Source organism: Slackia equolifaciens (assembly GCF_003725995.1).
GTDB classification, from domain to species: Bacteria; Actinomycetota; Coriobacteriia; order Coriobacteriales; family Eggerthellaceae; genus Slackia; species Slackia equolifaciens.
The window spans coordinates 24,777-37,068 of sequence record NZ_QIBX01000021.1 but is presented as its reverse complement, the minus strand read 5'-3'; the positions used below and the strand labels follow the sequence as shown (position 1 = coordinate 37,068).

Below are 12,292 nucleotides of genomic sequence, written 5' to 3'. Positions count from 1 at the left end.
CCGAACCAGGTGGAAGGCCACAACGCCTTCGCTTGAAACAGCTTGCCAATAATAGCACGTTATCGCGCACATGCAAGCTTTTTTCATAATTCTTGTCTTCGAATTGAAAAACGACGCAGCCCGCCGAGCATATGGGCATTAATGCTCATGAACGCCCGTCTAGGCGTTGATGTAGAGCTGCACGAGCTTGATGGTGTCGGCGAGATTGCCCGACACGTTGGCCGCCGAGTAATCGTAGGACAAACGGCATGTCCAGTCATGCTCGGAACCATCCGTGGCCGTCGAAGTGCCCGAGAAGGTATATGCCTCCTGCACGATGGTCGTGCCGTCGTCGGCGTAGGTGCGATACTCCTCCACAGCAGGCATCTCGATCGAGCCGTCGTCGGTGGGCAAGCCTGCATCCGTAAGGAGATTCTCGATGATATGACCCTCCTGCACGATATCGGCAAAGCTCATATCGGCGTAGTTCAACGAGGACACCGAGGTGGAATACCCCACGCGCGTGATGGCTCCATCCTTGTCGCAATCGAGATACAGCGTGGGGGTATTGCCGCTGTTGTCGGTTGTTTCATCCGCCAGCGCCACGGTCACGCTCGTGCCCACAACCTCGGTCTTTTTATCGTCGCCTTCGCCGGTTTCCTCCGTGATGTCCTTCTCGGAGGTGATGGTTGCGCCGCGACCCACTTCCGCAACCGCATCGTCCGTCGTCTTGCCGAGCAGGCTCGCAAGTGCGGGCACGTCGCCATGATCCTGGCCGCTCGCATCCTGCGCATCGGACGCGAGCGCCGCGGGCGATTCGGTTTGCGCGTCGCTCCTCGATGCTGTCTGATAGGCCACGTCGCTCGCCTCATTGATCAGAGTGAAGGCAAAGTAAATCAGCGCGCCGATGAGTGCCACCAACACCACGGACACGATTATGAGCGCGATACGCATGCGACGCGACTTGCGCTTGTGCATATCCGCCGCCGGCGCGACGAAATCAGGCGACTGCCCCGTAGCTAGAGAAGGGCCGTCTATGACCTCGAAGGCGTCATCCGGCTCGCCGGGCTGCACATCGGTCGGCTCGACCTCGATGATGGACTCTTCGGTTTCGATATCGGATGCCTGCTTTGCATGCTTTGCGTGCTTAGCCATGTGCTTCCGCCTTTCGTTTCCATGGGGCCGAGGCATGACCTGGCCACCTTTAGCATGATAGAGGCGTCGTTGCGATACGGCGCACGACGCGGTTCTAGATGATGCCCACGGTGACGAGAACGATATAGACCACCGCGCACGCCACGCCGATTCCCGCAATGGCGAGGATGGCCTTTTGCATGGTGCTCATCGGAGGGATGTTCTGGAGGTCCTCCTCGGTTTGCTGACGGTAGCCGTCACGATCTTCGGCCATGCGTGTCCCTTCTCGAATTGTTGTAACCGCCCTATTATACGAGCAAAGCCCGCCGAAGCGGGCCATGCCGTAGAGTTTCCATAGGTGTTAATGGCGCGAAGGCGCAGCGCGAAACCGCTGCGTCGACCGACAAGCCGACCTAGCTGAGGAAGTCGTTGAGAATCTCCTGCTCGGCCTCCTCCTCGGACATGCCGAGGGTCATGAGCTTGACGATCTGGTCACCGGCGATCTTGCCGATGGCGGCCTCGTGGATGAGCTGGGCGTCCTCGCTTGCGGCCTCGATGCCGGGAATGGCCTTCACCTTGGCGTTACCCATGATGATGGCATCGCACTGCACATGGCCGTGGCACGCCGCCTCGCCAACGACGAGCGGATTGAACACCTGATAGGAATCATCCTGCGCGACGCTTCGGGAAATGACCTGGACGTTAGACCCTTCGCCTTTGAGACGAATGTCCATATTGGAGATGGCGGTTTGCTTGCCATGGGTGAGCAGCTTCTCGGTGAGGATGAGCTTGGCGCCCGCGGCAAGCTCGCAGTTGGTCTCGCGCTCGGTGGATGAGACGCCCTTGAGCTGGGTCATTTCCATCTCGCAGAACGAATCCTCATCCATATAGACGTTGGTGGTGGGATTGAGGATGCGCTCGCCTGTGCCCTCGCCTTCGCCGTAGTGCTTTTCCACATAGCGCACGCGCGAGCCCTTGCCCAGCCAGAAGCTATGGATGCCGTCGTGCTCGGTGGCCTCGTCGCCGGAGTTGTGGATGCCGCAGCCCGCAACGATGACCACATCGGCTCCGTCGCCGATATGGAAATCGTTGTACACCACATCGGTGATGCCCGCCTTGGTCATGATCACGGGAATGTGCACCGTCTCGCCCTTGGTGCCCGGGGCGACGGTTATCTTGATGCCCTGCTTGTCGGTGAACGCCTCGATGTCGATGTTCGCGCTGGAGCTGCGCTCCACAAGCTGGCCGTCTTTGCGAATGTTGAACGCGCCGCGCGGCATGCCATGGAGGTCGGCGATCTGCGCGAGCAGCTCTTCGTCAATTGCGGTGAGTTCTGCCATGATTGTCCTATCTCTAGCAGGTGGTGGGGATCTTGGTCAGGTGCAGTTCGGTGGGCGTGGTGAGCGTGCAGCCGAACTGCGCGCGGTCGGCCAAGCCGAGTTTGGGCATGATCTCGTCGCGAGGACCGGCGTCTTCGATGCGGCCGTCACGCAGGCACACGATGTCGTCAGCCAGCTGAATGATGCGCTCCTGATGCGAGATGATCACGATGGAGCGATCGTCGCGCGCCTCGTGAATATCGCGGAACGTTTCGGTAAGACGGTCAAAGCTCCACAGGTCGATTCCCGCTTCGGGCTCGTCATAGATGGCGAGCTTCGGGTCGCGCGCCAGCATAGTGGCAATTTCGATGCGCTTCACCTCGCCGCCGGAGAGGCTTTTGTCCACTTCGCGCGTGAGATAGGCGGCCGAGCACAGGCCCACCTTGGAGAGGTACTCGTTGCATTGCAGCGCAGGAAGACGCTTGCCCGCTGCCAGCTCCAGCAGCTTCTTCACCTTCATGCCCTTGAAGCGCGCAGGCTGCTGGAAGCCGTAGCCGATGCCCAGGTTGGCGCGCTCGGTGATGGAGGCGTGCGTGACGTCCTCCCCATTGAACAGGATGGTGCCCGACGTAGGCTGCTCTATGCCCATGATGAGCTTGGCAAGCGTGGATTTGCCGCCGCCGTTCGGGCCGGTGATGACGGTGAATTTGCCGTCTTCGATGGTGAGCGAGAGGTCGTCGATGATTCGCTTCGTCTTCGAGGAGTGCTCGTCGACGGGAACCTCGAACACGATGTTCTTCAGTTCAAGCATGATTCCGCCCTTCGTAAGCTTCGCTTCTAATTGTTACCGCGATGATAGCATTTAATGCAAAGGGACGCGAGGCATATCGAAAAGCCCCGCGCCCCTTCACGAAAATCCATAATTGCGCCTATGCGGCCTGCCCCGGAACAACAGCGTTCGAGCCGGCTTCGGAGCCGTCACCCTCATCACCGCTGGCGCTCTGATCGCCCGCGGCCGCATCGCCTTCGGCATCCGTCCCGGTACCCGACTCGGCATCGGCATCCCCATCCTGAGGCGCCTCGGAATCGTTCGGCTGCGTCGTCGCGCTCTCGACGACGGGCAGCGACGAGAGATCGAGCGCGGTGCCCAGCCACTTCGTGCTGATCACATCGGCGATTCCGCCCGAGGTGATAGCCGAAAGCGCATCGGTAACCGCCTGCTGAAGATCGGTGTTTTCGGACGATACGCCGATGCAGTAGCCGCCCGGCTGCTCAAAGAGAGCGATGGGGTGCATGTCTACGTTCTGATACAGCGCGGCGTACGTGCCGATGACCGCATCGGCCGCGACGTATTGCGCCTGGCCTTCCTCAACGGAGGAGAACGCCGACATCAAATCGCCGCTCGACACCAAGCAGCTGTCGCCATAAGCGGTGCTCACGGCCCAGGCGCTGGTGGAAGAGCCCTGCGCCGCAATCAGCGGAGCGCTCTCGCGGGTGGGCACGTCGGTTACATCAGACCCGGCGAACAGGGCGATTGCCGTAGGAACGTACGGGTCGGAGAGCCACAGCGACGAAGTGCTGTCGGACACCTGGCTCATAAGGATATCGATCTCGCCGTTGGCGATAGCCGTCTCGCCATCGGATTCCACGTTGACGATCTGCAGCTTGAGGCCCATCTGGTCGGCGATGGCGGCGGCCATATCGACGTCGAGGCCCACCACTTCGCCGTTCGACGACAACGTGAACGGAGCGCTCTCCTCGCCCGTCACGCCTACGCGCAGCGTGCCGTCTTCGCCAATGACCGGCGACGACACCGTGGCGTCCTTCAGTGCGGGCGTGTATTCTTCCGACTGCCCGCTGCAGCCGGCGAGACCCATCGCAAGGCAAAACGCGCATGCGAGAGCCGCCAGAACAGAAGCGCGATGCTTCATGATGTGCTCCCTCTTCTCAAGGTTTCGGTTGTTCCTCTTCCGGCTGACCTAGTCTTTGCCCCCACACCCGCGCACCGGGGTTTTGCGGATGAGCCCGCGCCGCCCTCTCCCCCGGTGCGGCGTGGTGCCGCAAGAAATCGCCGGAGGGTGCGTCTTACTTCTAGGATACGCCATGCTCGTGCGCACGCATCCGCATGCCGCCGTGTTCCGCCACGTGACGGGGCGTACGGCATGGCGCGTGAACGCGCTTACGTGGGTCCTTTCGACCGCATCTGCCTTGGACTGAGGGGCGTCTGGCGCCCCCGCAACTACAGACCCGAAAGAAGTTCGGGGCACAGTTTAGCAGATTTGCAGGCGACGCGAATCGGATGCGCCGCGCTGACACGTCGTCGACAAACCTCGATAACGCAACCGCTTGACCGCTCCGGCAAGATTCTGGCGACAATCGGAGGGAACTTTCGCAAGGTTCGGGCAAGGTTTTGCGAAAACGCAGAGGGAGCCTCCGCATCTTTTTCCCCGTAAGCGGAGACGTTCGCGCAAGGTTACGAAAAGCGATGCAGGCGATTTCCGCATGAAGCGCGGGCAGGCGCGACGCAGCCGGCGGCAAGGGTTCGGCAAGATTTGCGACCTATACTCGAAGCAGGCATCGAAGCAAGCGCATCGCCCTCGGTGCAGCATGGTGCCGTCGCCGACTTTCGCATGCCCCATGCGCGAGGTCGGCGCCCGAAAAAGCAATACGCAGCAGTCGCCTTGCGAGGAACGCCCATGGTTGGACAGGCTTCATATACGCGCCTTGCGCTTGACGCCATCGCGGAAACGCTGTGGCCCACGCGCTGCGCGCTGTGCGACCGGCCCGGGGAGGTGCTCTGCGACAGCTGCGCCCGGACGCTCGACTTCATCGACTACTGGCAGGCGTGCCCTCTGTGCGGCGCCCCGTGGGGGCGCATCCAGTGCGACCATTGCGCCGCAGAGCGCATCCTTACCCAAACGCAGACAGGGACGGAGGATCCGTTCGCCCGTCATTCGTTCGGCGTGACCAGCCCCTTCGAAGCCCGCGAGCCTGAGCCCGAACGCCGCGATACGCGCCTGTGTATCGGGGCCCTTCGCTACACCAATCGCACCGCAACGCTCGTCAAAACGTTCAAAGACAAGGGCGAGCAGCGCCTTGCCGCGCATCTTGCCGCACTCGTCTGCCGCAGCGCTCCTCCCTCATGGCGCTCATGGGCTCAATGCGTGACCTTCGTCACCGCCACGAAAGCGGCCCGCAGGCGTCGTGGCTTTGACCACATGGAGCTTGTAGCCCGGGAGCTCGCGGCGCAATGGGGCATTCCCTGCATGCGCCTGCTTGCCGAGCCCCACGCGAAAGACCAGCGCACGCTGGGCCGCAGAGAGCGAAAGTCGAACATAGAGGGCAGATTCCGCATTGCCGCACCCCCGCCTGTGAGCCGCGCCATCGTGATAGATGACGTGCTCACCACGGGCGCCACCATGGATGACGCCTGCAGCGCCCTTGAAGCCGCCGGATGCGCCTGCAAAAGCCTCGTGGTGGCGCGCGTGTAGCGGCCATCGCCATCAAGCCCGCGGGATGCACGCCCGGTGGCTTGCGATGGCGCGCGTGTAGCGACCGCGGCACGAAGCCGCTTGTGGCGTACGTCTGCATTTTGTATCCGTTTAGCAACGAAAGCTAGCGAGCGTACCGAGGCTTTACCTATACTTGGAGCGTTTAGCCATCAACCGACCGAGAATGCCCGTAAGGAGACCACGATGTTCGACCAGCTCTTTTCGCAGCTTACGTTCGTCGACGCCTTCAACATGGGCGTTTTTCTCGCGTTTACCCTTTGCTACTGCTACCAGTTCTTCTATGTGTTCGTGGTGCTGATCAAAAAGCCTCCCAAGCAGGAGGCCAAGGCCAACCATCGCTACGCGGTCATGATTTCAGCGCGCAACGAGAACCAGGTCATTGCCGACCTCATCCACAGCATTCGCGTGCAAAACTACCCGCAGGAGCTCATCGACATCTTCGTGATCGCCGACAACTGCACCGACAATACGGCGGAAGTGGCACGCGGCGCGGGCGCTACCGACGTGTTCGTGCGCTACAACAAGGAGCTCATCGGCAAGGGGTACGCGCTCGACTACGGCTACAAGCTCATCCAGGAGCAATACGGGCACAACGGTTACGAGGCATACTTCGTGTTCGACGCCGACAACGTGCTCGACGTGAATTACTTCCGCGAGATGAACAAAGTGTTCGACGGCGGCGCCATCGCCTCCACCAGCTACCGCAACTCCAAAAACTACGGCAGCAACTGGATTTCCGCCGGCTATGCCGTATGGTTTTTGCGCGAGGCCAAATACCTGAGCCAGGCGCGCCTCACGCTCAACACCAGCTGCGCGGTTTCCGGCACGGGATTCTTCATCAGCGCCGAGGTGCTCGCCAAACACGGCGGCTGGAAATGGCACCTGCTCACCGAAGACATCGAATTCTCCACCCAGACCATCATCGACGGAGGACGCATCGCCTACTGCCCCACCGCCATGCTCTACGACGAGCAGCCCATCACGTTCAAAGACTCGTGGAATCAGCGCTTCCGCTGGGCAAAGGGCTTCTACCAGGTATTTTGGCATTATTCATTCAAGCTGCTCAAGGGCATCTTCAAAAACCCCAAAGGCGCGAAGTTCGCCTGCTACGACATGCTTATGACCGTATCGCCCGCGATGCTGCTCACCATCATTTCCATCGGGTTCAACGCCACCATCGTGGTGCTCGCCTCGCTGGGCTACATGTCGCTCGGATCCGGCATTACAAGCTCGCTTTCGTCGCTGTTCTTCTGCATGTTCAATTACTGCCTATTCATGTTCGTGTTCGGCGTACTCACCACGTTCACCGAGTGGGACAACATCCATTCCACTACGGGCAAGAAGATCAAATATATGTTCACGTTCCCGTTCTTCATGCTCACCTACATCCCCATCGCGCTGGTGGCGCTGGTGAAGAAGGCCAAGTGGAAGCCCATCAGCCACACCATCTCGGTCGACGTCGAAGAGATGAGCAAGGCCTCCCAGAAGACGAAGTAATCCCGCAAACAAGATAGGCACAAGCCAAGGCGGGCACAAATCAAAACCACTCGCATAGCGGGTGGTTTTCTGTCTCGCGCTACGCGCGCCCAGCTGGGTTGATGACCCGTGAACAAGATGGGGGGGGCGAAAAGGCCCCCCATCGACGTTTCGGACATTATGCCCGCCCTATTGGCGGCGCAGCCTCCTTGACGCGAACGCCCCTGCTGCGATGGATGCTGCGGCGAGCGCGCAAAGCACCATCGCCGGGAGCATTAATCCGTCGCCCGTCTCGCCGAGCGATCTCTTGTCTCCATCGACGTTGCCTGCGGCGGAAGAATCCTTTTGGCCGTCGCCGTCCGCCTGGTCGGACGGATTCGAATCGTTATCGCCATCGTCGCCGGACTGGTCGGACGGATCGGTATCGCCGTCGCCGTCATCGCCGGGATCGGGAGCGAAGTCGGGGTCCAGCGCGCCGCACACCGTGCAGCGGCCGTCCTCGCCCCAAACGTGCCCGATGGAGGGAATCACGAAGTCCTCGAGCTTGATTTCCTCCACACCGTCGGCGTCGCCGAAGACCTTGTCGCAGGCCTCGCAGGCCCAATACTCATCGTAACCGTCATCAGTACAGGTCGCGGGCTTCGCCTCGACCTTGGCCAGGTCATGCACCACGGAAGCGGAGAGCTCGAGGGCCGCGGTGGCGGTGCTTTGTCCGTTGACGCCGGAGATGACGACCCTCTCGCTGTATGCGCCCGCATCAAGGCCGTCCTTGGGCACGATCGAAATCTCGACCGCATCGCCGGGATCCAGCTGGCCCGATGACGCCTCGAGCTCAAGTTCGAACGCCTCCGACTGAGGCACCTGGATCTCAAGAGGCCGGTTGCCCGTATTGGAAATCGTGACCGTCACAGGCTGGACCTGCCCCTGGAGCGAGCCCTCGACAATCTTGCCGAAATCCACGTCAACCGGATCGAGGGAAATCTTGAAGACGGGTTTGGCGATAACGGTCAGGGTCGCGGGATCGCTCGCGGCTATGCCGAGCCCGCCCGTGACGACACAGCGGAATTGCATGCCGTCCATGTCCGCCGTCGTCGCGGGCGTGGTATATGACGCGCCGTTCGCGCCCTCGATATCCGTCCACTCCCCATCAGCGCCCGAGCGCTGCTGCCACCGATAGGAGAGCGTGCCCGTCCCGCTAGCGGAAACCTCAAAGGTAGCGGCGCTCCCTTCATCGACCGTCGCGCCCTTGGGCTGCGCAGAGATGCGCGTGACGTCATCGATGCCACCGCTCGCGCAGCGGAAGTACGACGCGCTCTGAACCAGGTCGACGATCTGCTGCTCGGCAGTAAACGGGGAGCCGTCGACCGACGCGGCGCCCTTCTCGTCCGCGCCCGCGACGACCGCGATAACCTGGCCCTGAGCAGGCGAGATTTTGAGAGTACCCGGATCGGTCTTGCCGGTAGACGCCAAACTCCTACCAGCCCCGACGGCGCTTACCCCTTCGTACGTTTGAGCGATGACGGTGCCGCCGGTGATGGTGACGTCAGCGCCGTTTCCCGCCGCGAGTCCATCGGTATTGCCCCCACCGCCGATTGCGGCGGCATCGCTGACGCTGTCCGAGCCATAGACGGTGGTCGCAGTGACGACGCCGCCCTCGACCAAGACGGTTCCGCCGTCGCCTCCCTCTCCGCCTCCGATCGCCGCGCCGAAGAACTTGCCACCCGTCACGTTGACGACACCGCCGGTGACGGCGAGACTTCCGCCGTCGCTTTGCTGGCCGCCGCCGATGCCCGCGGCGTTCCATCCGCCGAACGCCGTGACGACGCCGCCGGTGACGGTGACCGTGCCGCCCTTTCCGACGTCGGCCTTGTCGGCGCTGCCGTCGGGGTTCCAAAAACCTCCGCCGATGCCCGCCGCTCGCGAGTATCCCCCCGCATTGTCGGCCGTGACCGCCCCGCCGTGAATCGCGATCGTTCCCGCATCCGCGGTGTCCTCCGCAGCGCTTCCGCCGATAGCGGCGCAGTCGGCGAAGCCCGAGTTCCTCGTCGTGGCTGTCAGCGAGCCCATCGTGGCTTCATCCGTGGATTGGGCGTAGATGGTGAGGCTGTTGCCCTTTGCCACCTCGATGCCGCCCTTGACGTTCAACGCCTTTCCGTCGGTTAAAATCAGGTTCACATCGCCATCGACGACGATGCGCCTCTCGACGCTCACGTTTGAATCGACCGCATACCAGCCGTCTTTCCATTGCTCGTCGCCCGCAACAACCGGCAAGCAATCGGTCCTGGTCCGCTCGACGCCGTTCTCGTCGAGATGGGAAACGGACAGAAGCTTTGTGGTGCTGCAGGAGAAATATTTCCTTCCCATCTCATCGATCGGCACCTGGACAGATGTGCCCGACATGAAGGGAGAGCCGGCAAGCGCCCTAGCGTGCTCCGCGTCGTCGCCCGAGCTCGCGAAAATTGCCCTGCTTTTTTTCGGAGCGATCGTGAGCGTGCCGTGGTCGGAATTGCCCTCGCCGCCGCCGATGGCGGCACCTTTGGCGCTGATTGCGGTGACGCTGCCGCCGGCGATCTCCACCGTACCGCCTCTGCCGTAGCCGTACGCATTCGAACCTCCGCCGATGGCGGCACCGTCGCCAGTTGCGTACGCACTGACAACGCCATCGTTAATGGCCACAGGGCCGCCCGGGGCGTTCCATCCGCCGCCGATGGCAGATCCGGAGCCGGAGGATCGAGCTTCGATCCTTCCTCCGTTGATGGTGATGGGGCCGTTGGTGTGAGAATATAAATTGAAATCCCCTCCGATGGCGGCGTCACTACTGGAACTGCTCGCATAGAGCTTCCCCATCGTGCCCTCGTCCTCGGACTGTCCGTAGATAAAGAGGCTGGCCCCCTCTTCCACCCCGATACCCTTGCTTGCAGTAAGGGTGCACCCGTCCGCCAAAATCAGGCTCACATAGCACGTTGTGGGATCGTCGCCCGTAACTTCAATGCGCTCGGAAATAGTGACATCGCCATACACCACATACCAGCCTTGGGTCAACTGGGTGTGCTCGCTCGTGATTTCCGTAGCCTCGAAAATCGTTTTGGAGTTCCCGTCCCCATCGATATATGGAACGCTTTTCGCTGCCAGCGCCGGAGCGGGCAGCGCGCACAGGCACACGGCCAGCGCAAAAAACAAACCTGCTATCCGCCATTTCATGAAGGGCCTCCTCGTCTCTTGAGCAAATCGGTGTCCTTCGACGTCCTTCGATATTCTTCCTTGCTTTCAAAGTTGCATTATCCCATGAAACAGAGGCTTTCTTCGCGCACAATCGTAGCGGAACGAAGCGCAATCCAGCGCATCCGGGGACATCCGATCGCACCCGGGACGCCAGGACACATCCGCCCTACAGATTCGAATCCATCGTGTAGGAGAGCGGAGACGCCTGCGCCAAGGCTTTCATGAGCCGGCCGAGCTGCGCGCGGGCATCCGACATCGCGTCCTCCAGAAGCCGCTCGTTGGCGCGGCCGAGGTAGATCTCGCGCTCCTCCTTCAGGCTCAGGGACGACTCGAGCGCACGCGCCTTCGAAAGATGGGCGTGCATCTTCCTGCGCTGCTCGGAGCAATACGCCTGGACGATGCGCTCGGTCACCCCGTAGCGGGCGTCGGAGAGCGCCTGGAGCGAACGGAAAAGCCAGTAGGCGTTCTCGAAATCGGGCTCGGTGCAATGGGCCCCGTCGAGGCACGCCGGCAGGCTGCCCACGTCGGTGAAAAGCGGCAGGTAGGGCGAGAAGCCGGGCGTGCCCACCGCCGTCCAGCATACGGGGGACGGGCCCTCCCCCGCCGCATCCCCTTCGGAAAGCGGCGGCATCTGGATGATGTGGGACTCCTGCGTCCGGGACAGGGCGATGGCGCGGTAGCGGGCGCGGCTTTTCGCGTCGCCCCGCCGTCCGATGGGGTCGAATTCCGTGAGGTCGAAATGGCTCGACAGCACGCGCGCCACGTCCTCCACCCCGATCTTGAAATCGGCGCGGCGGATGAACGGCAAATCGAAGTCCTCGGGGCTTTGGACGGCGCTCGGCGTGAGGACCTTCTGCCCATACCACACGCGCGGGGTGTTGTAATGGAGGTCCTGTTCGGTGGCGGTGCCGAAGATCCTGCGGAAGTCGAACGACCCGGGACGCGGGTTGAGGGCGTTGCCGTCCACGAACTCGCGAATCCCCTGCGACCACATGAATCCATCGCTTTCGAAGTCCACCTCCTGGATGGAAATCTGGTTGGCCACGACGGCGTAGCAGTCGTCCGGTATGCGCTGGGCGACCCAGTGGTGCCCCGTCGCGATTTCCATGTACCACGCCTCGGAGCGGTCGGCGAACAGCACCCCGTTCGCCTCGGCGGAGCCCCGCTCTTCCACGATGTCCCCCAGGCGGCGCACGCCCTCGCGCGCCGAACGCACATAGGGAAGCACCGCGGTGAGCATCGCGTCCTCCGCCAGACCGTCTTCGACGAACGGGTCGAATGCCAGCACGAGGTCGTTCGCGTAGGCGCTTTCGGTGGCCGACATGGCAACATGTGCCGAATTGACGCCCGCCTCCTCGTAGAGGCCGCCCGACGTGTCGGCATCGGGCATGGCGGTATAGCGCATGCCGCCTTCCGACATGGTGAACGTAAAGCCCGTTTCGGGCGATTCGAGCGTTTGCCCATCGCGCTCGCCCGCCGCCACCACACGAAAGTTTTTAGCGAGATTCGGCGTGGTGTTGTCCTCGTTGCGCGCGATTATCACTGATCCGTCGCGCGTGGCGGCTCGCCCCACCAGAACCGACGTGCACGACCGCTTGCCTTCGATGCCCATGTAAACCGCCTTTCCGCATACGCATGCGCCATAAAACC

The 12,292-nt window shown here is 62.0% G+C and carries 9 protein-coding genes; 2 read left to right on the top strand and 7 right to left on the bottom strand.

Annotated elements, in window-relative coordinates; translation table 11 throughout:
* Positions 1-159: 159 nt before the first annotated feature.
* From DMP06_RS09910 to DMP06_RS09895, 5 genes are all read right to left on the bottom strand, one after another.
* Positions 160-1,134: a hypothetical protein gene (locus DMP06_RS09910; protein WP_123209582.1), complete on the bottom strand. Its 975-nt coding sequence runs from the start codon at positions 1,132-1,134 to the stop codon at positions 160-162.
* 94 nt (positions 1,135-1,228) lie between these two features.
* Positions 1,229-1,387, bottom strand: a complete 159-nt coding sequence (locus tag DMP06_RS11465) for a hypothetical protein (protein ID WP_161957901.1) — start codon at positions 1,385-1,387, stop codon at positions 1,229-1,231.
* Positions 1,388-1,526: 139 nt separating this feature from the next.
* Complete coding sequence (locus tag DMP06_RS09905; protein ID WP_123209581.1) at positions 1,527-2,453, bottom strand: SufB/SufD family protein; 927 nt, start codon at positions 2,451-2,453, stop codon at positions 1,527-1,529.
* A 13-nt stretch (positions 2,454-2,466) separates the two neighbouring features.
* Positions 2,467-3,243, bottom strand: a complete 777-nt coding sequence (locus DMP06_RS09900; protein ID WP_123209580.1) for an ABC transporter ATP-binding protein — start codon at positions 3,241-3,243, stop codon at positions 2,467-2,469.
* Positions 3,244-3,361: 118 nt separating this feature from the next.
* A complete protein-coding gene (locus DMP06_RS09895; protein WP_123209579.1) occupies positions 3,362-4,363 on the bottom strand; it encodes a substrate-binding periplasmic protein in 1,002 nt (333 codons plus the stop codon).
* Positions 4,364-5,128: 765 nt separating this feature from the next.
* Here DMP06_RS09895 and DMP06_RS09890 point away from each other — a divergent pair.
* Both DMP06_RS09890 and DMP06_RS09885 read left to right on the top strand, forming a co-directional pair.
* On the top strand, positions 5,129-5,923 hold the full coding sequence (locus tag DMP06_RS09890; protein ID WP_161957900.1) for a ComF family protein: 795 nt from the start codon (positions 5,129-5,131) through the stop codon (positions 5,921-5,923).
* Between the two features lie 204 nt (positions 5,924-6,127).
* Positions 6,128-7,441, top strand: coding sequence for a glycosyltransferase family 2 protein (locus DMP06_RS09885; protein ID WP_123209577.1), 1,314 nt, complete (start codon positions 6,128-6,130; stop codon positions 7,439-7,441).
* Positions 7,442-7,609: 168 nt separating this feature from the next.
* On the opposite strand, the gene DMP06_RS09880 is transcribed toward DMP06_RS09885, so the two are convergent.
* Together DMP06_RS09880 and DMP06_RS09875 are read right to left on the bottom strand one after the other, a co-directional pair.
* Positions 7,610-10,621: a hypothetical protein gene (locus DMP06_RS09880; RefSeq protein ID WP_123209576.1), complete on the bottom strand. Its 3,012-nt coding sequence runs from the start codon at positions 10,619-10,621 to the stop codon at positions 7,610-7,612.
* Positions 10,622-10,808: 187 nt separating this feature from the next.
* The gene (locus DMP06_RS09875) at positions 10,809-12,254 is read right to left on the bottom strand and encodes a C69 family dipeptidase (protein ID WP_161957899.1); all 1,446 of its coding nucleotides are present in this window, start codon (positions 12,252-12,254) and stop codon (positions 10,809-10,811) included.
* Positions 12,255-12,292 lie beyond the last annotated feature (38 nt).

Bases quoted from the DNA above. Each gene is read 5' to 3' on its own strand.
- DMP06_RS09905 (WP_123209581.1), bottom strand. From the start codon at position 2,453: ATGGCAGAACTCACCGCAATTGACGAAGAGCTGCTCGCGCAGATCGCC.
- DMP06_RS11465 (WP_161957901.1), bottom strand. From the start codon at position 1,387: ATGGCCGAAGATCGTGACGGCTACCGTCAGCAAACCGAGGAGGACCTC.
- DMP06_RS09895 (WP_123209579.1), bottom strand. From the start codon at position 4,363: ATGAAGCATCGCGCTTCTGTTCTGGCGGCTCTCGCATGCGCGTTTTGC.
- DMP06_RS09890 (WP_161957900.1), top strand. From the start codon at position 5,129: ATGGTTGGACAGGCTTCATATACGCGCCTTGCGCTTGACGCCATCGCG.
- DMP06_RS09885 (WP_123209577.1), top strand. From the start codon at position 6,128: ATGTTCGACCAGCTCTTTTCGCAGCTTACGTTCGTCGACGCCTTCAAC.
- DMP06_RS09880 (WP_123209576.1), bottom strand. From the start codon at position 10,621: ATGAAATGGCGGATAGCAGGTTTGTTTTTTGCGCTGGCCGTGTGCCTG.
- DMP06_RS09910 (WP_123209582.1), bottom strand. From the start codon at position 1,134: ATGGCTAAGCACGCAAAGCATGCAAAGCAGGCATCCGATATCGAAACC.
- DMP06_RS09900 (WP_123209580.1), bottom strand. From the start codon at position 3,243: ATGCTTGAACTGAAGAACATCGTGTTCGAGGTTCCCGTCGACGAGCAC.
- DMP06_RS09875 (WP_161957899.1), bottom strand. From the start codon at position 12,254: ATGGGCATCGAAGGCAAGCGGTCGTGCACGTCGGTTCTGGTGGGGCGA.